The sequence below is a fragment of the Bordetella tumulicola genome (assembly GCF_054779135.1).
The window spans coordinates 1,073,395-1,096,233 of sequence record NZ_BAAGYU010000007.1; the positions used below are offsets into that span (position 1 = coordinate 1,073,395).

A 22,839-nucleotide genomic window follows, 5' to 3' on the forward strand; every position below is an offset into this window, starting at 1 on the left:
ATGGCGGATGCCACGCCCGCGCCGTGTCTACTTACTTACCCTGCTTTTTCGCTGCCTCTTCGAAATACTGCTCTACTTTCCGATCGACTTCGGCTTGCACCTGGTCGACGCTAAAGGAAGCGGGACGCTGGCTCGGTGGCCATTCGACGAAAGTCTGCAAGAATTCCGCCGCCTTCATCGATGCCATGAGCACCAGATAGTCGTTCTTCACCAGCCAGTCATAGTATTGGTTTGAAACGGTATCGGCGCGCTCGTAGGGATCCATGCGCAGATTGAACAACTTCGGCACGCGCAAGCAAACGAAGGGGTCTTTCCATACATCGAATCCACCCGGTGCGCGCTGCTCGCAAAAAACGGCCTTCCAGTTGTTGTAACGCATGGCGACCAACATGCCATCGTCATTGAAGTAATAGAACTCCCTGCGCGCGCTATCGTCGCTCTGGCCCGTCAGGTAGTCGAGTTGGTTATAGCCGTCCAGGTGTACCTTAAAACTCTTGCTGGCCCCGTCTGGCGTCCACCCCTTCAATAGTCGGTCCTTGACATCGGTATCACCGATCGCCGCCAACAAAGTCGGGAACCAGTCCAGTCCCGACATCAGCCCGGTCTTGACGACACCCTCCGGTATGTGCCCCGGCCAACGGATCATGGCCGGGACCCGATAGGCGCCTTCCCAGTTCGAGTTTTTCTCGTTACGGAATGGCGTCGTCGCCGCATCGGGCCAACTGAACTGATTGGGACCGTTGTCTGTCGTGTAAACCACGATGGTATCGTCCGCAATCCCCAGATCGTCGAGCTTCTTCAGTAATTTACCGACATCCTGGTCATGTTCCCACATGCCATCGGCGTAGTCGTTGCCCGGCATACCGCTCTTGCCCTGATGTTCCTTCCGTATATGCGTATACACGTGCATGCGGGTGGTGTTCATCCACACAAAGAACGGTTTTTCATCCTTGCCATGCTTGTCCAGATAATCCAGGGCGGCGCCAACGGTCTCGTCGTCGATGGTTTCCATCCGCTTGCTCGTCAACGCGCCTGTATCCTCGATCTTGCCGTCAGCGGAAGCCTTGATGACGCCACGCGGTTGATAGGATGCGATGATCTGATCCTTCGAGTCCTTGGGCCAGTACGGACGTTCTGGCTCCTCCTCGGCATTCAGGTGATACAGATTGCCAAAGAACTCGTCAAACCCGTGGTTGGTTGGCAGATACTCATCGCGATCACCCAGATGGTTTTTGCCAAACTGCGCGGTGTTATAGCCATGCCCCTTCAGGGCTTGGGCAATGGTGATATCCCGATCTTGCAGGCCGACCGGGGCACCAGGCATGCCCACTTTCGACAGACCCGTACGGCGGGGTACCTGTCCGGTGATGAATGTCGACCGCCCCGCCGTGCAACTGTTCTCGGCGTAGTAATCGGTAAACATCATGCCTTCTTTGGCGATGCGGTCAATGTTGGGCGTCGTGTAGCCAACCACACCTTTGCCGTAAGCACTGATATTGGTCTGGCCGATGTCATCGCCAAATATCACCAGAATATTGGGTTTCTTGCCGGAAGCCTGCGCCGCCGGTTTGGACTGTGAACTCGGGGTTTGCGCGGACGCTCCTCCCATCATCACCAGTCCGCTCGCGGCCACCACTGCCGCTCCGAACCATCGTCGTGCTCTCATCATTGCTCTCCTTACCCCGAAGGGCGTTACGTCCCACATCAAGCCTTATTGCGTTTTTTCGAACGAGTACACCTGATTCCATTCGGTCTGCATGTCTACGACTGTCCAGCCTTTGCTCGTGGCTTCGTCCAGCGCCTTGTCCAGGCGGCCGATTTTGGATTCCCTGTCATAGGCCCATTCGCGCTGCGCATCGGTGTGATGCACTAGTCCCGCGAATCGCCGCCCCTCGCCCGCCACCGTCCACTGCAGCATCTGCAAATCGCCATCGGAGTTACCGAAAGCCAGAATTGGGCGACGACCGATGTAGCGCTGGATCGCCACGGGTTTTCCGGGCCCATCGTCATTGAATTCAAGCTTGCCTTGCCGCCACAGGACGGGCGTGCCCTTCTGATCATTGAAGGTCGTCACAAACGTGGTGCCGATAATCTGCTCGGGTGGAATGCCGTAGGCGGCCGGCGCCCAGGCGCGCATGAACTCCACTTCGCCGCCGGACACGATATACGTCTTGAAATCCCGGGCGCGCAAGTACGTGAGCAGCTCACGCATCGGTGCGTACGTCATGTCGACATAGCGTTGATTGAAACGAGGATGACGTGCCTCGTTCGCCCATTCCGTGACGCTCTTCGTAAAGTCACCGACACTCATATTGGTGTGTGTGACACCGACGATCTTCATGAGCCCGGCCTGGCCGGACTTAGCCAGCGTGGCCTGATCTCCGGCGATCGCGGCCTTATATGGCTGGCGCCGTGCCCACTCGGGATGCGCGGGAGCCATGGCTTTGACGCGATCCAGCGCGAACATCACCTGGAAGTACAACGGTTGTTCGCTCCAAAGCGTGCCGTCGTTGTCGAACACGGCGATGCGTTCTTCGGGTTCGACGAAATCCGGACTATCGGCATCGGTGACGGCCTGCACGAACGCCACGATCGCTTGTCGCGACGGGCCGTCGTTCCAGGATGGCAGTTCGCCATGGCGCGAGTGGGCACCGTGCCCCGCGCACGCAGTCATCAGTAGCACGATGGCGGTGACGCCTAGCCATTTCGTCCATCGGCGCGTCATTACGGTCGGGAATCTGCCCATCATCGTGCTCCTGTTTGCTTGAATGAACCGGTTTGCTCGACGGGCACCGGATTCACTGCCGCGGGCAACGTATAGGCCGGCGTAGGTTTCTGTCGTGTTCGCCATAGCCGTCGCCATTGTCGAGAAGCCGCGGCAAGACCGGCCCGCCACCGCTTCCCGCCATTCGGATTGCCGTAGGCCGCGCGTAATGCCGTCTCAACGGCCTGGCGATTCGGCGCATCCAGCTGTCGGGTGGCCGCACGCATATCGCTGGCGCCGGTGATGACACCCAACCACCGGTAAAAGGCGCTGATGGATGCCGTGTCGGAAACCGCGCCGCGGCTCGCCGCGCGACGCCATACGCGCCAATGCCACGGCTCACCGGCCTTTCTGCGCGCGGATGCCCGCTGGATCTGTAGACGTATTTTTTGTATACCGCGCCGCCACCACGGCCAACCCAGCCATATCATCAGTGCGGCGAACCCCCCTCCTACCACCCATGCCAGCCACGCCACAGGCAGCACCCAACGCAAGCCATGGCGCAACTGTGCAAGATCATCCGTTAATGAAAAGGGCGGATCGACCAGCGGACTCACCGTCACGACAAACTCGCGTCCCGACAATGCTTGCTGTTCACGCTGACCGCTGCTCGCATCACGCCACTGCATGATCACGTCGGGCAAATGAAGCGTGCCGGTTTCCTCGGCCACATAATCCGCGCGGTCGATCCGCTGCCCGCCGATGAAGCCGCCACGCGTATCGGTCAAGGTGGTGACCTCAGGCTCGCGCGGATAGCGCTTGAAACCGGCCACGTCCTCCAAGGGCGCGGCGGGCAGTAGCATCGCCTGCATGCCTTGGGCCCGTTGCGTGATACTGCGCGTCACGCGCCCGCCTTTGACAAGAGGATCAGGCTCAAGCGCGTAGTCCTGGGTAATGGTCAACTCAGCGGCGGCGACGTCACCCGCCACGCCGCTGCCCCCGCCTACATTGAAATCCATGGGCTCGCTACTGGCGGTGACAGCGCTGCCCCCGGGTCCGACTTGAGCACTCACGGTCAGCGCCGGCACGTGCAACGCTCCGGCGGCGGTGGGGCTGAGTAGATAGGTGTAGCGCAATCCGCTATAGGCCACGCCGTCCTGCTGGTCTCGCACGATCGCGCCGTGTCCCGAGGGGGGCGTCACAATCACACCCGGCAATTCCAGCTCCGGCAGCCGCGGCGGTTGCGTGAACCAGGTCGGGGTCATGACCTGCAGTTCCAATTGCACCGTCCCGCCGACCTGTGCCTGCGCGGCATCCTGCAAGCGCGCCGTGACGCGCAACGACGGCGAGTCGTCTGCCCACGCCATCGTGGTCATGCTGAGCGTCAGGGCGATTGCCTGCAGGAGACGTTGCCAACGCATCATGGCTTGGCTCCTCGGGCCGCATCCTCGGCAGCGAATTTTCCGCGCAGAAAGCGCGCCGGCGATATTGTCAGATTACGCAGCCAGACGTCTTCGGACGTCGCTTGCGCCACCGGCACTTTGGTCATTTTTCCGCCGTGCGCGGTCTTGTCCTGAATGCTGCGGTCCGGCGGTTCGGCTTGGTCGCCCTGATCCTCCTGGCTCATCGCCTCGAGCAGGCGCGCGACAATCCCGCGATTCACGACCGCCGGTTCCCAGCCCGGTTTGATAGACAAGGCCTGATCGTAGGCAGCCAGCGCCGCATCATATTGACGCAGGCGAGTTTGCGTATTGCCAACGTAAAAGTAGCCGTCGGCGGTATCCAGGTCGGAAAACGCGGTTAACGCCGCCGGGTAGTCGCCGGCCTCATAGGCGGCCCGCCCCTTCCAATAAAGATCACGAAAATGCTGTGCCGCCTCGTCATAATGACCGTGTTCAAATGCCCGACGCCCCTGCTGATCGGGGGTCAAAAATGCATCTGCCCAGGCGCCCGCGTGTGCGTCCAACGGTGCCCCCGACATCACTGCCGCCACCAGGCAGGCGCTCCATGTCACCCGCCAGCCGCGCCGCACAGCGAACAACGCGAGCAGCGCCAGCGGCCAGCATAGCCAATAACCCGCGTCCTTCCAGTGAATGGCGCCGGGCTGTGCGTCTTGCACCACGCGGAAATGCTGTTGCGCATGCAGCGTGATCCAGTCCAGATCATCGGGCCCGCCCGTCAGGCTGCCCAGCGGTGCACCCGCTGCTTGCGCCAAATCACGCAAGGCATCGGCGTCGATGCCCGCCTGACCGCGGCCGGTCTGGCCGACCGCCATGACCAGCACCTGCATGTCGCGCGCCGCCTGGGCCTGCTTTTGCACCGCGTCGAGCTGTTGCGCGTCGGCGCCGTCGGTCAGCAGCAGCAATGTCCCGCCCGCGCGCTCCGCCGCCAGCACACGCGCGCCCAACGCGATGGCGCCGGCCGCATCCCTGCCCTGTCGGTCGATCAGATCGATGGATAGTGCCTGCGCAAACAGATCCAGCAAACTCGTATCGTCCGTGGGTGGCAATACCAAGTGGCTGCTGCCCGCATAGGCAATCAGGCCCGTCTTCGCCCCGGCTCGGCGCACTGCCAGGTCGCGCAATGTGTGTTTGGCCGCCTCAAGCCGGGAGGGCGGCACATCGGCGTGGTCCATCGACGCGGACAGATCCACGGCGACGATCAGCGGCGCAACATTGTCCAGAAAGGCGGGTTCGTCGCGCTGCCACGCGGGCCCGGCGGCGGCTATCCCGCTCGCGGCGACCATCAACGCCAGCAGATCAATAGGTCTTGGGCCGCGGCTGCCAGGGGCCCGCACCAGCAAATAGGGCAACAGGCTGGGCGCAATCTGGCTATCGCGCCCGGGCATTGCACGCTCGCCGCGCCGCATCCACCAAAGCAGCGCAGCGACGGGCAAAACCACCAACCACCACGGTCGCAGAAAATGAAAGGCGCTCAGGTCGATGTCCACGTCGCCTCCTTCGTGTCCGACATCGCGTCCGCACCGTGTTGGCGCCCGTTCCGTAAGGAAAACAACGCGGCTACACCGTGCCACAGCGCCAGCAGGCACAGCGCGATACCGAGTGGCGCCCAGAAATAATCACGCTTGGGCTGATGTTGCAGCGTCTTGACCTCGTGAGGCGTAATGTGGTCCAGCGTGGCGTAGACATCCTGCAGCGCGTCGCCATCCTGAGCGAGGAAAAACTGCCCGCCTGCTTTGGTCGCAATCTCGCGCAAGGCATCGAAATCCACCCGATCTTCGCCGCCCGACTCGGGATCGCCAAACCCAATGGTGTGCACGGTGACATGGTGTTGCGCCGCTAACGTAGCGGCGCGCGATGGCGGTACGGCGCTTCCCGTGTCTTTGCCGTCGGTCAACAGGATCAACACCTTGTCCTGCTCCTTGGCCTCGTCCAGCATACGGATACCCAGGCCGATCGCATCACCGACCGCCGTATTCGGACCGGCCATGCCGACAGCCGTCTGATCCAGCAACAACTGCAGCGATGCGTGGTCGCGCGTCAAGGGCGCCTGGGGATAAGCGCCGGTGCCGAACACGATGAGCCCGAGCCGATCATCAGGACGCTTGTCGATAAAGTCGGCCACCGCTGCCTTGACGACATTCCAACGTGATACGCGCTGACCTTGCGCATCCCGAAAATCGTCGCTGCTCATCGATTGCGAAATATCGACCGCAAGCAGAATGTCGCGAACGGGTTCCGTATGCGTCAACGGGGGTTCCACCCATTGCGGGCGTGCCAAGGCGAGCACCAACAACAGCCAGACAAGTACGTTCAGCCACAACTGAGCGCCGCCGGCGCTCACCCCCGGGCGAGACGGAGATTTCCCGGTGAGCTGCGCCATCGTATCGAAGAACGGCAGCCGTAACGCCGCCCTGCCCTGCACATACGCGGGCAGCAAACGATAGGAAATCAACGCCAGTGGCGCGACGGCTAACACCCACGGATACTCAAGCCGCCACATGATGGCGCTCCATCCATTGACGACTGGCCGCCAAGAGCCGACCGAGCGCGGCGGGATCGACCGACTGCACCGTCGCATCCGTGCCATAGGCCAGTGTGGCGAGCAAACGCGCGGCATCATCGGTAAATGGGTGAGACGCAGCGTCCTGGTTCAGGTATGCCAACCACGCGTTACCGCTCAATGGCGCCACCCGTGCTTGTTGCCCCTCGACTTGTGCGGCAAGCGCCGTACGCTTGAGCAGTGCGGGCAAGGCACGTGCCTCAAGGGGTGTCTTGCTCACGATGCGGGTCAGACGGTCCAATTCCGCCAACGCTTGACGCCGGTACCGGTTGCGGCAATGACGGCGTCCAATGGCAACGGCCGACCAGACCCCGCCCGCTAACAGCACGATCGCCACCACCGCCCATCCCCAAGTGGCGGGCCAATACGAGATAGCCGCCGGCAAAGGCAGCTCGCGCAGTTGATCCAGGCCCGGCAGTGCGTCATTCATGGGCGTGCTCCGGACCATTGCCGACCCAGCTCGCGCCGCAGTTGCCCGAGTTCGTCGTCGGCCGTGTCGATCGACAGCAAGGGCACTTGGCTGCGTCGCAACAAATCCGCGACATCACGCAGACGGCCGCTAAAAAAATCCGCTAGCGGTTGACGCTCTCGCTGCCGCCCCGTAGCAATTTCCAACTGCAGTTCGCCTTGCGTGACCACCAACCGCCCGCGCTTGGGCAGGTTCTGCGCCATCGGGTCATACACCAATACGGCCAGCACATCGTTATGGGCAGCCAACCGGCGCAGCAAGCGTAAGGTCTCGTCATCAGCGCCGGCGAAATCGCTAATGATGCATATCAGGCAGTCATGCGGCGCATGTGCCGACGCGCCTCGCAATGCGGCATTCAATAGCGCGCCGACGGGTTGTTCCGGCCGCTGGGCCGACAACTGGGCGTTGGCACGCGTCACCTCGGCCAGCAGCGCGCGTACACGGTCGCGGCTTCGCAAGGGTTTGACCGACCGGACGCCGTCATCAGCGAAGACGAGTCCGCCTACGCGGTCGCCGGCGCGATAAGCCATCCACGCGGCCATGGCGCCCAATCTCGCGGCGACCGCACATTTAAAGGATCGCACCGACCCAAAAAACATGCTCATACGCTGATCCACCAAGATCATGGCCGGCCGATCACGCTCTTCAGTATAGGAACGAACGTACGGCTTGCCATAGCGCAAGGATGCGCGGGGATCTAGCTGCCGGAGATCATCACCTGGTACATAGCGCCGTAGCTCCGAAAAATCCAGACCCCGCCCACGCAACCGAGAACCATGTTGACCGGCCAGTACGCTGCTCAACGGCTGGCGCGCCAGAAATGACAACCCGCCCACAGCACCTTCCAATGCCATCAACTCATGTAATGACGGGTGAACGGGATGTGTGGGGCGCATCATGAGGGTTCCTAGGCCGGCACAGCCACCACGTCCAGCAAGCGGTCGATCACCTGCTCGGCGGTGATACCATCCGCCACCGCGTCGTATGACAGATGCAGCCGGTGACGCAATACCGCGTGCGCAACGGCACGTACATCGTCGGGCGAACTAAAGTCGGCTCCCGCCAGCCACGCATGCGCGCGCGCGGCGCGATCCAGCGAAATGGCGCCCCGTGGACTGGCGCCGATTTGTATCCACCGCCCCAGATCCGCGTCATAATCAGCCGGTCGTCGCGTAGCGTTGACCAGATCCACCACGTAGCGATCGACGGCTGGCGCGACGTACAAGGCCTCGGCCTCCCGTCGGCAAGCGAACAGCTCCTCTTGCGACAGGCGCATCGCATCCGCGCCGCTGGCAGACGAACCCTCACGCAATAAGGCCAGCATCGCCATCTCGTCTTCGGCGCCCGGGTAGTCCAACCGGATTTTCATGAGAAAGCGGTCCATCTGGGCCTCCGGTAGCGGATACGTGCCTTCCTGCTCGATGGGATTCTGCGTAGCCAACACCATGAACAGCTCGGGCATGGGCCGGGTCACACCACCGACCGTGATCTGCCGCTCTTCCATGGCCTCCAATAGCGCGGACTGGACTTTCGCGGGCGCGCGGTTGATTTCATCCGCGAGGACCAAATTGCCAAACAACGGGCCCTGCTGGAACTCGATGTGATGACGTCCGTCGGCATCCTGTTGCAACACCTCCGCGCCCGTAATGTCCGAAGGCAGCAGATCGGGCGTGAACTGAATGCGACTCATCGTGGCGGCCAGATGTGAGGCCAACGCCTTGACCGTACGCGTCTTGGCTAGACCTGGCAGACTCTCAAGCAGAACATGCCCGTCGGCCAGCAACGCGACCAACACATGATGGATGACCTCCGATTGCCCCAACACAGCTGCGCCAACCGCCTGCTCCAGCGCCAGAATACCGTCGCGATTCGCCATACCCTTCCCTATTTATGACTGTTGCCTGCACCCACCACAAGGTGGCTGACCTGACATCAACGACTCGCGACACTGCCCTTGCGGGCTTGCACCACCTTCCATTGCTCCGGCGTCATCACCGTGCGAAAACCCAGGTGTGACATGCCGTTCAGAGGGTCGGCACCGCGTCGGGCACTAGCCCGATAGCTGATGCAATAGGTATCGCTACACAGGAACGAGCCGCCACGCGTCACCCGCTTGGGCGCCGAAGCCGGTACATTGCCGTCGTCGGGATCAAAGCTCGACGCGGGCCCGGCCGGATCGAGCGGCGGTTGGCGATACTGCGCCTGAATGGCAAAGGCGTCCGACCGATACCAGTCAGCGGTCCATTGCCAGACATTGCCGGCCATGTCATATAGGCCATAACCATTAGCCGGAAAACTGCCGACCGGCGTAGTACCGACCTGGATTTTTTCGTCTTTGACGACCGGAAATGGCTGCTGCTGCTGCGTGTCCCAGATATTGGCCATGGGCTTGCCTTGCGGACTCAGGTCATTGCCCCAGCTATAGGTGGCCTGGTTCAGCCCGCCGCGCGCCGCGAACTCCCATTCGGCTTCGGTGGGTAGACGCTTGCCCGCCCATTTGGCATAAGCCTGCGCATCTTCATATGACACTTGAACGACGGGATGGTCGTCCTTGCCTTCGATATCGCTGCCTGGACCTTGTGGATGGCGCCAACTGGCGCCCGGGACGAACTGCCACCAGCGCGTGTAGTCGCGTAGCGAGATTTCTGATTCGCTGCCCACAAAAACCATCGCGCCCGGTACCAGCAAGCTGTCGTCCGGACGTGGGGTGCCAGGTGGCAACTGGGGCTTCAGATCTTCCCAACGCGGTTTCTGTTCGGCTGTGGTGACGTAGCCCGTCGCCTCGACAAAACGCCGGAACTCCGAGTTCGTGACGTCATGCACATCCATCCAAAAACCGCTCACACGAACTTCGTGAGCCGGTCGCTCATTTGGTTGCGAGAGCTTGTGCTCATTACCCATCAGGAACTCGGCATCGGGAATCCAGGCCATACCGACAGGACCCGACTTACCATCGCCGAGCTTGGCGATGGGGGCCGATGAATCCGAGGCGGGTGTCTGAGCCACATAGGCCCCCAGCGCGCCCGCCGCGACAAGAATTGCGGCGACCGTTAATCCGATTTTCAATTGCTGTTTCACTTGCCCACCCCACATCCGTTTCAGAAACGCGGCGTCATCAAATGACGCGGTGATAGCGAAAATTAGTGCAGAACTCGACCGTCAGACCGCGAATGTCGACCCCTTCGATAAGGGAACCGACACTCGCGTGTATGCGACTGAAGCTGTTGTCAGGCTTGTTTTCGCAGGCTGACCTGCTCATTCGTTTGTTCAGTCGGATCTGAATCGGATACGCGCACGATTTCCTCGATCTGCTCAGCACGCTTGAGCAAGCGATCGCATATCTCGGCCAGCTTGGGGCCTTTGCGCACCAATTCAAAATCACCCATCGATTGACGACCCGCCGGCGGACCAAAGTCTGCCAACAAGGTGACGGTGTTCACATTCTGGAACATAGAACGATTACCCGTATCAACATATGACTCCGATGCCGCGCCTTCGGCCATCAAAATGTCAAACTGGTCCAGTTCCAAATGGAAATACTCAAATTTCTTTTGTGAGAAATCCTGAATAATCGTCTTGCCGTTCACAAGCAACATCGCCGGGACCAATTTCCCGTCAAAATACATGTGGTGATACGGGGACACATATAAATCGCGAACAGGAACCTCCGGCGCCAGCGCTCCCGCAGTGATCCGTACGGGAAACGCACGGTTCGCGTGCTGCTTGGGGATATAGGCCCCATACAAGGTACGATGGCCGATCCACTTTACCGTGCGAATACCGCCGCTAGCGGTCAGCACCTGGTCACCCGCCTGGAAATCTTCCACGCGTTTTTGGCCATCCGGCGTCGCAATCAACGTACCTCGGACAAAACACGCGAACGTGACGGTACTGCCACTGTATTCAAAATTTGCCAGGTCCTCTGAGGTGAGGTCCGGGGCATTTACCTGGATAAGCACTTCATCGTTGTCATCGTAGAAAGTCAGGACGCCATCACTCAACGTCGTAGCCTGCGAATCCAGAACCGGGGTCCCGGCGCTCGATGTAAACGTAAAGGAGGCACCACCTTCCGCGCCCTCGACAGTGATGAGGTCACCGGGGTTGTTTGTAAGTTGGTCGATGTTCATCGACACATTACCTGTGCCCGCGGCATCGCTAAAGTCGATCGTTAAGTTTTTCTCCCATTGCGACTGGAGCGTCGCAAAGCTGGTGTTCGAATTGGGTCCTACCAGCACGGTGAAGGGTCTATCACCCGCCCCGCCGTTCATCTGGCCGATGTCCAGATTGGTATCTTCGACATAGACCGAAAAGGTATGTGCACCGTCAAAGCTGGCAGTGGAGTCAGGGGAACCGATGAAGCTGGCCGAGACGTCGTCAGCCGCCATTTGAAAATTGTACGCATTGTCCGGATCCGTGCTCGCCGCGTCCCAGGCCCATGATGGTTCTTCAGTCGTCAAGCTGATGTTCGTTGCCATGTCAATCCCTCTATTGTTGATTGGCGCGCCTTGTGCCACGGCGCAAGACTAAAAACACACACTTTCAAAACTCGGACTTTCGCTTCTTCGATTTTCTGCCTGGCGGAGAGTCGATCATGCCTATAGACCTGCGGACTCCGTGTCGGCATTTAGCAACGCGCTCTTTTGACTTGACGCTATTTACTCCACGTAGAAAAGTTCTCGATTTTTTCCTCGAATCCAATTGGGCGGCCGACCTTTGCCGTTCCAGGTTTGCCCCGTTTCCGGGTGTCGATATCTCACAAAATCAGATAAATCCGGGCCAAACAATTGCTCGGGCAAAATGTCATATTCCCGAATCTTTCGACGCATCTCGACCAGGAGCCCTCTTAACTCCTGTCGACGCAATCGCTCCGCCTCCGCCTCCAGCGTACGTATGCGCGCTTTCACCTGCCGATAGTCTTTCGCCATAAGCTGAAACCTATTCTTGCGGCTGTTTTCAGTTAAAGTATTACGAACTTTGCCAGCGCGATATCCAAAAAACGAAATCTTTCTGGGAGTTTGTGCCATGTTGTTTCAGAATAGTTATTTACAGCATTACTATTCGGGTTTCGAGCCCTCTCAGGCTTTCGACGTTGTGTATGGCACGAGTTTTGAGCACCGCCTCTTGTCCGCCAAGCGCACCTCGATGAAGCATCAGCGCTTGACCTTAGGTGATATCAGACTGGAGACAGGCTGGTATAACTTTCCCGTTATTGCTCGGGGAAGCATGCCGAAAACCGCGATCTGCATTGGTTTCATGGCTGAAGGCGCAGACGCGACCAGAATCAACACCACGCAAATTGCCACGGAGGAAATACAAATTTATCCGGCGGGCGTGGAGCTCCTGTATCACGCGGCAAGCCTGTCTCGCTGGGTGAATTTCGTCGTTCCGGAAGAGCGCCTGCAGAAGATGGCCATCGAGCGAACGGGGCGCTCGTTAACACTATTGCGAGCCGCCGCCTACTCAATACGTCTGCCCGTCGGCGGAAGACGCGCATTAACCCGTATTACCGACGATGCCCTGAATCTCGCGCGACGTCTTCAATCGACTGGCGGTATGACGTCTGATCTGGCCCAAGAGATATACGGGTCGCTACTGGCCGGCTATGTGGATGCCCTATTCGATGCAGTACCCTCGCGCAAATCAGGAAAGCCGTCCATCGAGGTGCGTCATCATCATTTGATTAACGCGTGCGAGCGACTGGTACTGGCCGGCACGGAGGCCGACGTCGCCCTCGCGGATATCGCCAAACGTAGCGGATATAGCATGCGTTCGTTGCAACTGATCTTTCGCCGCAGCGTGGGTATGACACCTGGCCGCTGGTTTATGACCGCACGGCTAAATGGGGCGTTACGCGACCTGCTGGCATGCGATCAAACATGCACCGTTTCGGAGGTGGCGATGAAATGGGGCTTTCGGCATATGTCGCGGTTTTCCCACTATTACCAAAAGACATTTGGCGAATTGCCAAGCGAGACCTTGAATCGTTCCCGCGTGAACTAATCATCACCCAGTGCGATAAACGTTACCCTTAATAGGCCATATCACTGACTTACCGCCAGGCGCTGCCGATCTGGATATAAAAAGCGTTCTGGTCCTTGCTGTGCGCGACGTCGATACCGACGGCCAGCCCCAATTTGCGGGCAATCAAATACCGGAATCCCACCCCGACACTGGATACATTGGAAGCATCGCTGAATGACTTCCATCGACCGTAGGCTTTACCGATTCCGGTAAACCCCAGCAACGACCAGCGCGGTGTCACGTTCCAGCGCAGCTCCGTCTCGGCCACCAGGGCCGTCTGGTCCTGATAGCGGCCCCTTGAGACACCCCGCAGATTGACCGACGGTTGCGCGTAGAACGGCACTGCTCCGCGGGTGGTCTGGCCATCCACACGCAATCCGAGTGTCCATTTGGGGTGAATCGGCAGCCACGTGAAGCCACGCGCACGATAGGTTTCGAACGATCTGGAGCCGCCCAGCCAGCCACGGGCAAACTGCGCTTCTACTTCGGCATAGCTGCCTTTCGTGGGATAAAACAGGTTGTCTCGACTGTCGTAGTCGATCACCAAACCCAGCTTGCCCACGCTGAGTTTCTTGTCCTCCAGCCCAAATTCGGCGGCGGGTTGGCCGGTAACCCGGGTATCGGATCTGAAATACGTGTAGCGCGGTCCGATGTACCACCGCGACTTACCCAGCCGGGTCAAGAGCTGCTGTACCAAGAACGTGCCCGTCAGCTCGTAGCCTCGTCCTTGATTGAATGGCCCGTAGTAATCGAGGTTGACCTTGGCATGTGCCAGTGCCCCCATATACCGGAACCTATCGTTGTCCCAGCTACGCGTATGAAATAAGCCACCGCCACGCGTGCCGTTTCTGGTCGCCACCGCACCTATCCCCGTCACATTGGGATGGGCGACGGGCTCTCCTGCTTGTTTAGCCTTTTCGTCTGCTTCCGCGAGCGATTCCGAAAAATACATGAGCATAGCCCCGCCACCAAAGCCCACAGCGGGCTCGGTAATGATGACCGGTACGGGGAACACACCCTTGCGGTTCAACAGATAGTCGCTCATATCGAAAGCGCCGTCCTCCGGGTCCGTATACGAAGTCGGCTGAGCGATGGCAGTCGCCGCAAGCATCATGGCGTAAGTCGGCGCCAGCACACGAATCAAAGCGTACTTGATTACCGAGGAGACGCGGTCAGTCGCGACTGCTGTGACGGGCATGTATGACTCCGGCGAGTTGCAAGCAATTCTTGCTCAGCCGCAATACTGCCCTGTTTTATACGCGACGTACAGGCACGCTTTGCGTAGCGGTTTAGCTGGGCCGCTGCGAGAAACTCCGTTCGAATATGCCTTCGGCAATGCGGTTTTTCAGTATTTCGATCGATCCACCCGCGATCATCCAGCCACGGCAACGGCGCACGCAATACTCGACTAGCGACTCGCGGCTGTAGCCCATGCCGCCCATCACCTGCAGCGCGTCATTGGCGACCTCAAAGCCGATTTGATTGCAGTACGCCTTGGCAATGGCAGTCTCGGTCGGCGACGGAAAGCCCGTATCAGCGTTGGAGGCCGCCCGATACAGTAATAATTGCGCGGCATCGAGCTTGATGCGCATGTCGGCGAATTTCCATTGCAGGCCCTGGAATTCGCAGAGCAGACGGCCGAACTGCTTGCGTTGCAGGGCCCACTGGCGGGCCTCCTCGTACGCATAACGTCCTAGCGCCACGGAACGCGAGGTATTGCCAATGCGTTCGACGTTAAAGCCGGCGATCTGCTTTTTGAAACCGCCCTCGCCCAGCACCACCAGTTCGTCGGGCACAAAGACGTTGTCAAAGAAGATCTCGACCCATTCTTCGTCGGACATAAAGGCCGAGCGCTTGCCCAGTCGTACGCCTTCGGCTTTAGTGTCGATCAGCACGGAGCCGATGCCCTTGGTGCCGGGGCCGAACCGCACGTAGGCCAGGATGACGGTCGCGTGCGGGCCGTGCGTCGTAAAAATCTTGCTGCCATTAATTCGAAAACCACCCGGCACGGCCGTGGCACTGGTCTTGAGCTCGGTGACGGCCGACCCCGCGTCCGGCTCGGTCATACCCACGGCGATCAGCGCTTCGCCCGCCAACAGCGGAGCCAAATATTTTTCCTTTTGCAAGGGGCTGCCATATTCGGCCAACACGCGGATGGCGCCAAAGTTGCCGGCCTGCACGACGTCCGCGCTGCGGGGGCACACCGAGGCCACCGCCTGAATCGCGATAACCGCATCCATCAGCGAGCCACCCACACCGCCGTCGGCCTCGGACATGGTGATGCCCAGCAGACCCTGCTTGGCCATTTTCTGGGCGATATCCCAGGGATATTCTTGCGAGTGCGCGCGGGCGACGGCGCCTTCGGCCAATTCGTTTTGCGCAAAACGCGTGACCGCAGTCTCGAAATCGCTTTGCTCGGGGGTGAGTTTAAAGTCCATTTTTCTATCGGTCTCTATCGAAAATTCAGTCCAGGCGGATCAAGCCGTCGACGGCGACGACGCCTTGTGTTTGCACAAACAACGGGTTGATTTCGGCCTCGGTCACATGGGCGCCGCGCAGTCCCGCCAACTGCGAGAATGCCGCGATGGCGCGCGCCAGGGCATCGATATCGCCACGCGGCAGGCCGCGCCAGCCGGTGATCAACTGCGTGTGGCGCACCTCGGCGATCATTTCCCGGGCCTCGTCCTCGGAGACCGGCGCCAGGCGCAACGCAAAGTCGGGGGTCAGTTCCGCAGTGATCCCGCCCGCGCCAAACAACACGGTCGGCCCCACTAGTGGATCATCGCGATAGCCCAGAATGAATTCGGCGAGCCGGTCCTGCATCGCCTGCACCAGCACACCGTCAATATGCGCGTCGGCTTTATAGGCCCGGGCATTGGCGGGCAGTTCCTCCAACGCCTGGCTTAGGCCACCCTGCTCTTTGATACCGATACGCACGGCATTCGCCTCGGTCTTGTGCGGGATGTCGCGCGAGCAGACCTTCGCAACCAAGGGGTATGCCAGATCATGCGTGGTCCGGCCAGGCGTCAACAAGGCGCGCGGCGCAACGGGTACGCCCAGCGTTTCAAAAACCTGGCTGGCTTCGTACTCGTTCAGCAGGCCCTGCGTCGGAAACTCGGCGGACCATTCGCGCGTTGTCACGGGCGCGGGCATGGCGCCGCCCGACGTATCAAAGAACACCGATAACGCATCGGCGCAAGCTTCCGGTGTCCGAAACGCGGCAATACCGGCTTGTTGCAGGAGCTGCAGTGACTCAGGCGCCTCGGGTGCCAGAAAGATGGCGAGAGGCTTCGAGGCGGATTTCTCGGACTCCAGCAAGGGCTTGACAACGTATTCCGGATGAAACTGCGCCGAGGAGCCCGCTACGCTCAATACCGCGTCGCACCAATCCGCCCGCAACAGGTGTTCCAGGAGGTCTTTGTACTGCGGGGGGGTGGCGGCCAGGGTCAGATCAATCACCGGCGTCTGGCGCAGTTTCAGGCCACGGCTGGCCATCAGATCGATAAAATCATCGGGCGGAGCCACCGCGGTCAGCCCGCGCAACCCCAGGTTATCGACCACGGTGGCCGCGCCGCCGCCAGTGGTCGTAATGACGGCGACACGCGGTGCCGCCCGACGCTGCGCCGGGCGCGCAGTCCCGTAGCGACGCGCCAGCGGCACCATCTCGAACAGGGTTTCGAGCTGATGGACTCGCAACACCCCGTGCGCCCGCAAAAAGGCATCGACCGCCTTGTCATTACCCGCCATCGCCCCAGTATGTGATTGTGCCAGCGCATCGCCCAGTTCAGAGCGGCCGAGCTTGTAGGCAATCACGGGCTTGCCCGCGGCTCGCGCCCGCTGTAGCGCACGTGAAAGGACGGGTGCCGCCCGCAGCGTTTCCAAAAACAGCAGGATGACCTGTGTCTGCGCATCATCCACCAGGGCGTCGACGACTTCGCCGACACTGATATCGCTTTCGTTGCCCACCGACACCGACTTCGCAAAACCAAAGCCGCGCGCCGCGGCCCGTGACAGCAAAGAACCCATCATCGAACCGCTTTGCGACACCATGCTGACTTCGCCCGGCAGCAAGGTAGACGCCTCATAGGCCGCGTTGACGGACAAAATCGAGCCCGAATGCAGATCCGCCAGGCCAATACTATTGGGGCCCAGCACACGCAGGCCCAGTTCCTTGGCCTTGGCGACCAGTGCCTGTTGGCGCGCCTGCCCTTCCGGGCCCGCCTCGCCAAATCCGTCGGAGTAAATTGTGACGACTTTGGCCCCGGCCCGCGCGCAGTCCGGCAAGATGGCCTCGACGCCCGCGCCCGGAATCATCACAAAGACGTGATCAATCGGCTCGGGCAGCTCGGCGAGTGACGGCCAGGCTTTTTCACCGAGAATCTCATCGCGTGCGGGGTTGATCGGATAAATGTGGCCGTCATAGCCATGTTTACGCATAAAGCGCAGTGGTCGGGCCGTATTCTTTTTCACGTCACCCGAGGCGCCCACCAGGGCGATCGTGCGCGGGGTCAGCAATGCTTGAGCAAAGGTCGTCATACTTATGATGATGGATTCAATGATTCAGGTGGATGGGCCGTCGGTGGCCAGGCGCAGCGCGCGCAGGTCATCCTGCTTTTCCAATTGCCAGACGGCATCACGCAACTCACGCATGCGGGATTCGCCCAGTACAGGGCCTGCCAACTCGGCGAATTTGTCATTCAGATCAGCATCCGAGAGTGGCGCCTCGGGGTCCCCCTTGCGATACGGCGCAAAGTGCTCCAGTTCGCGGCCATCCGTCGTACGCACCGTGACGCGCGCGGCGCGCTGACCCGGAAAGCTTGCCGTCAGATCGGGATCCGCGATGAGCTCGACGCGCGGCATGAGCCCCCGCACGGTGGCGTCGGTGAGACGCGCGGGCTCAAAGGCATCCAGCCTGACGCTGCCATAGACCAGTGCATGGCTGATCACATACGGCAGGCTGAACTTGGCCTCGAACGCGGTATTCGGCTGGAAATTGCCGGTGACATCCAGTGCGGTCTGATAGGTATTCACCGTGACGGACGCGACGTCTTCCGGTCGCAAGCCGGCGTCGCGCAAGGCCAGCATGGCATCGATCGCGGCAAAGGTATGCCCGCAGCAGCCATGATTTTTCTGGGTCATGTGCGTGATGTTGTAACGCTCGCCCAACGCGTCGATGGCCATGGCCCAATTCGGTTTGTGTGCAAGCGCCGCACCAAAACCCACCTCGCCTTCCAGAATATCGGCCACCCCGGTCAGACCATGTGCGGCGCCTTGCGCGGCCCGCACGCCGACTTCGGCGGCATGCCCTGCATGCAGGGCCTTGCTCATCGCGTCAGAACGGAACGCTTGTTGCAAGCCGCTGGCCAACGTCCCCGATGTCGCCAGCGCATGCAGCATGACCGACGTGTCGCCCGGCGCCACCAGCGCCGCACCCGCCGCCGCCGCGCCAAAACTGCCTACCGTACCCGTCGTATGAAAGTACCGATAGTGCGACGGTTGAACGGCCGCACCGATGCGCGTCGAGATTTCGTAGCCCACCACGATTGCGGCCAACAGCGCGCTGCCGCTGGCATGGCGGTCTTCGGCCAGCGCGAGCGCCGCCGCGATCGTCGGGCAGCCGGGGTGATACACCGCATCACGAAAGATATCGTCAAACTCCACCGCATGCGACGTACTGCCATTGATCCAAGCCGCTGTCGGGGCGAAAGCCGTGGTCCCGCAACCGGGCAGGCTGCTCGTGCCAAAGCCTAGTTCTGCGCGATGGGCGCCCAGCAATTGGCGGCACGGCGCCACGCGGGTGCCCGGGTACAACGCGGATAACCAGTCCAGAAAGGCGCGTTTCGCATGATGCAGGACATCGTCCGATAACGTCGCCACGCTGTCGCGCGCACCGTAATCCGCCAGGGTTTTCAGCAACATGATGTCTCCTCGTTGATATCCAGCCTACTGTATCGAATCCGATACCCGGCAGGATTGAAAAAAAGGAAACTCACCGTTCTTGATTAGACGTGGCCCCTTCCCCGCGCAAGACGTCAAACAGATCACGGGCCGCGCTCCCTAGCTCACGGGGCGAGCGCACGCACACAAAGAACTGCCGTTCGGCCCAAACATCCAGCAGGCGCAACAGGACCAAGCCCATGCTTTGTAGATAATTGCGTGCGATATCTTCGGGCACCACGCCAATGCCCAGCCCCTCGCGGATCATGCGGCAGCGCGTCTCGAAATTCGACACTTGCAGCTTGACGTTGGGCGGGCGCGAGACCGTCTGCCCCACGTAGGCCAGAAACTGATCCAGCGAATGACGCGGGAAAAAACCCAGTAAATCGTAATCGAGCGCGTCTTCGAGATAGAGCGCCTTGCGCTCGGCCAGCGGATGCCCGATCGGCACCACCAGCCCGACCCGATCACGGCGAAAAGGAAAAGACTCCACGCCAGGCATCGGATAATCGGCGTGATAAATGCCAATATCCACGGTCCCTTCGGCGACCAGGCGCGGAATGTCGTAGCTATGCTGATCCAGCAAATCGACACTGACATCGCTGCGCCCCGCCAGAAAGCGCCCCATTACCGTCGGCAGAAACTGCAAAATACTCGACGGGTTGGCAGCCAGCTTGATCTTGGCCTGCCCGTTGACCGAAAACCCCTGGACGGCCTGTTCGGTCAGATGCAGACTGCGCAAAATCGCCTTGGCGCGGTGGTATAGCAATACGCCCGCCGGCGTCGGCTCAACGCCGCGCCCATGGCGCAGCAACAGAATGCGATCCAGTTGCCGTTCTAGTTCGGCGACCCGTTTACTGGCAGCCGACGTCACGAGATTCTCGCGCTCGGCGGCCCTGGACAGGCTTTTCTCCTCTACCGCCGCGACAAAGATCTCAAGCGCGGGAATATCGATTTTTTTCATAGAGAGAATATACCGAGTCCTGGATTAAACCTCCAAGTCTTCTATAAGACTTGACGATTTCGCCCCCCGCGGGGTTACAATCAACGGCATATGGCGGTCACACCTAGCCAAAGCAGTCATAAAGGCAGGGTTTCCGTCGTGGTGGGCAGGCGCTTGATTGCGTGTGCCCAAAGACACCCCCCTTCTACGATGGCATCGGCGACGATGTCCAGCAACGCATGTCCGGGATTGCGCAAGCAACCGGGCACACTGATGACTATGGCTCCCACTCCCAAGATTATCTATACCCTGACCGACGAAGCCCCCGCGCTCGCTACTCGTTCGCTGCTGCCTATCGTCCAGTCCTTTGCTAAATCCGCTGGCATTACGGTTGAGACCCGCGATATCTCGCTGGCCGGCCGCATCATTGCCACGTTTCCCGACTACCTGGACGATAGCCAGAAGATCGGCGACGCACTCGCTGAACTCGGCGCCCTGGCCGTGACGCCGGACGCCAACATCATCAAGCTGCCCAACATCAGTGCCTCGATGCCCCAGCTCAAGGCGGCCATCAAGGAACTGCAAACCCAGGGCTACAAGCTGCCGGATTACCCGGATGAGCCTGCCAACGACACCGAACGCGACGTCAAGGCGCGCTACGACAAGATCAAGGGCAGCGCCGTCAACCCCGTGCTGCGCGAAGGCAACTCCGACCGCCGCGCGCCGGCCTCGGTGAAGAGCTACGCCCGCAAACACCCCCACAAGATGGGCGCGTGGAGCGCGGATTCCAAGTCGCATGTCTCACACATGGACGACGGCGATTTCTACGGTAGCGAAAAATCCGTCACGCTGGCCGCGGCCGGCGACGTCAAGATCGAGTTGACCGCGACCGACGGCACGAAGACCGTGCTCAAGGAAAAAACCCCGGTCAAGGTCGGCGAAATCATCGACGCCTCGGTGTTGTCCGCCGCGAAGCTCAGCAGCTTCCTGCAAGCCCAGATCGCCGATGCCAAAGCCAAAGGCGTGCTGTTCTCGGTGCACCTCAAGGCCACCATGATGAAGGTCTCCGACCCCGTCATCTTTGGTCACGTCGTGTCCGTGTTCTATCGCGACGTGCTGACTCGCCATGCCGACGCCCTCGAGCAAATCGGCTTTGATCCCAACAACGGTATTGGCGACCTGTACGCCAAGCTCGGCGCCCTGCCGGCTGACCAGCAGACGGCCATCAAAGCCGACATCGACGCAGCCTACAAGACACTGCCCGCCCTGGCCATGGTGAACTCCGACCGCGGCATCACGAACCTGCATGTGCCCAGCGACGTGATCGTGGACGCCTCCATGCCGGCTATGATCCGTGACTCGGGCAAAATGTGGAACGCCGCTGGCGAACTGCAAGACACCAAGGCTGTGATCCCCGATCGCTGCTATGCCGACGTCTATCAGGTCGTCATCGACGACTGCAAGGCCAACGGTGCCTTTGATCCGGTCACCATGGGCAGCGTGCCCAACGTCGGCCTGATGGCCCAGGCCGCCGAAGAATACGGTTCACACAACAAGACGTTCGTCATCCCCGCCGATGGCACCGTGCGCGTCACCGACACCTCCGGCGCCGTGCTGCTCGAGCATGTCGTTCAGGCCGGCGACCTCTGGCGCATGTGCCAGACCAAGGACGCCGCGGTACAGGACTGGGTCAAGCTGGCCGTCACCCGCGCCCGCCTGAGCAACACGCCCGCCGTTTTCTGGCTGGACGAAAATCGCGCCCACGACGCCCAGGTGATCGCCAAGGTCAAGAAATACCTGGCCGACCACGACACCAATGGTCTGGAACTGCAGATCCTGAATCCCGTGGACGCCACGCGCTTCTCGCTGGAACGCATCCGTGCCGGCAAGGACACCATCTCGGTGACCGGCAACGTGCTGCGCGACTACCTGACCGACCTGTTCCCCATCATGGAACTGGGCACCAGCGCCAAGATGCTGTCGATCGTGCCGTTGATGGCCGGCGGCCAGCTGTTTGAAACCGGTGCCGGCGGCTCGGCCCCCAAGCACGTGCAGCAATTCGTGGAAGAAGGCTTCCTGCGTTGGGACTCGCTGGGCGAGTTCATGGCCCTGGGCGCATCGCTGGATCACCTCGGCCGCGCGTACAACAACCCGCGCGCCACAGTCCTGGCCAACACCCTGGACGAAGCCACCTCGAAGTTCCTCGACAACAACAAGTCGCCGGATCGCAAGGTGGGTGGCCTGGACAACCGCGGTAGCCACTTCTACCTGGCCATGTACTGGGCCGAAGCACTGGCCGCGCAAACCGACGACGCCGAACTGGCCACGCAGTTCAAGGCTCTGGCCGCTGCTTTCGCAGAGGGCGAAGCCAAGATCCTGGACGAACTGAAGGCCGCTCAAGGCAAGCCCGTGGACATCGGTGGTTATTACCAACCCAACGAAGCCAAGGCAAGCGCAGCCATGCGCCCTAGCCCGACGCTAAACCAGGCACTGGCCTCGATCAGCTGATCGAACGGCACGGTGTGGCGGGCTAGCCCGCCACCTGGCAAATCAAAGCCGGCGACCCTCGCGGATTGCCGGCTTTTTCTATGGTTTCGTCAGGCGAACGCGAGTGTCAGATGACCGAGCGGTTCATTTGCCGACCGCACCTTGATTCCGATGTCGTAACCGAGGCGATTCAAGCAGTCCATCATCTTGCGCTCGGACGTCACAGTCGTACTTGTGCACCGGCGACTGAACACC

18 protein-coding genes and 1 pseudogene are annotated in these 22,839 nt (G+C 60.6%); 2 read left to right on the forward strand and 17 right to left on the reverse strand.

The window, feature by feature from the left end; all coding sequences use genetic code 11:
• Positions 1-31: 31 nt before the first annotated feature.
• The 11 genes from ACYVDM_RS13335 to ACYVDM_RS13385 form a co-directional block, all read right to left on the reverse strand.
• The gene (locus tag ACYVDM_RS13335; protein WP_415786975.1) at positions 32-1,666 is read right to left on the reverse strand and encodes an arylsulfatase; all 1,635 of its coding nucleotides are present in this window, start codon (positions 1,664-1,666) and stop codon (positions 32-34) included.
• A gap of 45 nt (positions 1,667-1,711) precedes the next feature.
• On the reverse strand, positions 1,712-2,746 hold the full coding sequence (locus ACYVDM_RS13340) for an HAD family hydrolase (RefSeq protein WP_415786973.1): 1,035 nt from the start codon (positions 2,744-2,746) through the stop codon (positions 1,712-1,714).
• Complete coding sequence (locus tag ACYVDM_RS13345; protein WP_415785035.1) at positions 2,746-4,128, reverse strand: hypothetical protein; 1,383 nt, start codon at positions 4,126-4,128, stop codon at positions 2,746-2,748. The genes ACYVDM_RS13340 and ACYVDM_RS13345 overlap by 1 nt, the downstream gene beginning before the upstream one ends.
• Complete coding sequence (locus ACYVDM_RS13350) at positions 4,125-5,654, reverse strand: vWA domain-containing protein (protein ID WP_415785033.1); 1,530 nt, start codon at positions 5,652-5,654, stop codon at positions 4,125-4,127. The genes ACYVDM_RS13345 and ACYVDM_RS13350 overlap by 4 nt, the downstream gene beginning before the upstream one ends.
• Positions 5,639-6,667 carry a vWA domain-containing protein gene (locus tag ACYVDM_RS13355; RefSeq protein ID WP_460475399.1) on the reverse strand — a complete coding sequence of 343 codons (1,029 nt, stop codon included), beginning with the start codon at positions 6,665-6,667 and terminating at the stop codon, positions 5,639-5,641. Before ACYVDM_RS13355 ends, ACYVDM_RS13350 begins: the two co-directional genes overlap by 16 nt.
• On the reverse strand, positions 6,654-7,157 hold the full coding sequence (locus ACYVDM_RS13360; RefSeq protein WP_415785029.1) for a DUF4381 domain-containing protein: 504 nt from the start codon (positions 7,155-7,157) through the stop codon (positions 6,654-6,656). The genes ACYVDM_RS13355 and ACYVDM_RS13360 overlap by 14 nt, the downstream gene beginning before the upstream one ends.
• Positions 7,154-8,095, reverse strand: coding sequence for a DUF58 domain-containing protein (locus ACYVDM_RS13365; RefSeq protein WP_415785027.1), 942 nt, complete (start codon positions 8,093-8,095; stop codon positions 7,154-7,156). The genes ACYVDM_RS13360 and ACYVDM_RS13365 overlap by 4 nt, the downstream gene beginning before the upstream one ends.
• Before the next feature lie 8 nt (positions 8,096-8,103).
• Positions 8,104-9,072 (reverse strand): AAA family ATPase, encoded by a 969-nt coding sequence (locus ACYVDM_RS13370; RefSeq protein WP_415785025.1) that lies wholly within the window; start codon positions 9,070-9,072, stop codon positions 8,104-8,106.
• 56 nt (positions 9,073-9,128) lie between these two features.
• Entirely contained in the window at positions 9,129-10,274 is a 1,146-nt protein-coding gene (locus tag ACYVDM_RS13375; protein WP_415785023.1) for a formylglycine-generating enzyme family protein, read from the reverse strand.
• Between the two features lie 149 nt (positions 10,275-10,423).
• The gene (locus ACYVDM_RS13380; protein WP_415785021.1) at positions 10,424-11,671 is read right to left on the reverse strand and encodes a Hint domain-containing protein; all 1,248 of its coding nucleotides are present in this window, start codon (positions 11,669-11,671) and stop codon (positions 10,424-10,426) included.
• Between the two features lie 180 nt (positions 11,672-11,851).
• Positions 11,852-12,220 carry an H-NS histone family protein gene (locus ACYVDM_RS13385; RefSeq protein WP_415785019.1) on the reverse strand — a complete coding sequence of 123 codons (369 nt, stop codon included), beginning with the start codon at positions 12,218-12,220 and terminating at the stop codon, positions 11,852-11,854.
• Between ACYVDM_RS13385 and ACYVDM_RS13390 the strand changes: the two genes are divergently transcribed.
• The gene (locus ACYVDM_RS13390; RefSeq protein WP_415785017.1) at positions 12,219-13,196 is read left to right on the forward strand and encodes a helix-turn-helix transcriptional regulator; all 978 of its coding nucleotides are present in this window, start codon (positions 12,219-12,221) and stop codon (positions 13,194-13,196) included. The two genes, ACYVDM_RS13385 and ACYVDM_RS13390, sit on opposite strands and share 2 nt — an antisense overlap.
• Before the next feature lie 49 nt (positions 13,197-13,245).
• Here ACYVDM_RS13390 and ACYVDM_RS13395 read toward each other — a convergent pair whose 3' ends face one another.
• From ACYVDM_RS13395 to ACYVDM_RS13415, 5 genes are all read right to left on the reverse strand, one after another.
• Entirely contained in the window at positions 13,246-14,415 is a 1,170-nt protein-coding gene (locus tag ACYVDM_RS13395; RefSeq protein ID WP_415785015.1) for a BamA/TamA family outer membrane protein, read from the reverse strand.
• Positions 14,416-14,506: 91 nt separating this feature from the next.
• On the reverse strand, positions 14,507-15,655 hold the full coding sequence (locus tag ACYVDM_RS13400; RefSeq protein ID WP_415785013.1) for an acyl-CoA dehydrogenase family protein: 1,149 nt from the start codon (positions 15,653-15,655) through the stop codon (positions 14,507-14,509).
• A 25-nt stretch (positions 15,656-15,680) separates the two neighbouring features.
• On the reverse strand, positions 15,681-17,753 hold the full coding sequence (locus ACYVDM_RS13405) for an acetate--CoA ligase family protein (protein WP_415785011.1): 2,073 nt from the start codon (positions 17,751-17,753) through the stop codon (positions 15,681-15,683).
• A gap of 24 nt (positions 17,754-17,777) precedes the next feature.
• Positions 17,778-19,136, reverse strand: a complete 1,359-nt coding sequence (locus tag ACYVDM_RS13410) for an MmgE/PrpD family protein (RefSeq protein WP_415785009.1) — start codon at positions 19,134-19,136, stop codon at positions 17,778-17,780.
• Positions 19,137-19,206: 70 nt separating this feature from the next.
• Positions 19,207-20,118: a LysR family transcriptional regulator gene (locus ACYVDM_RS13415; protein ID WP_415785007.1), complete on the reverse strand. Its 912-nt coding sequence runs from the start codon at positions 20,116-20,118 to the stop codon at positions 19,207-19,209.
• Between the two features lie 258 nt (positions 20,119-20,376).
• Between ACYVDM_RS13415 and ACYVDM_RS13420 the strand changes: the two genes are divergently transcribed.
• On the forward strand, positions 20,377-22,605 hold the full coding sequence (locus ACYVDM_RS13420; protein ID WP_415786971.1) for an NADP-dependent isocitrate dehydrogenase: 2,229 nt from the start codon (positions 20,377-20,379) through the stop codon (positions 22,603-22,605).
• Between the two features lie 89 nt (positions 22,606-22,694).
• Here the strand turns inward: ACYVDM_RS13420 and ACYVDM_RS13425 are convergent.
• Positions 22,695-22,811 (reverse strand): annotated as a pseudogene (locus ACYVDM_RS13425) (XRE family transcriptional regulator); the annotation flags it as partial.
• Positions 22,812-22,839 lie beyond the last annotated feature (28 nt).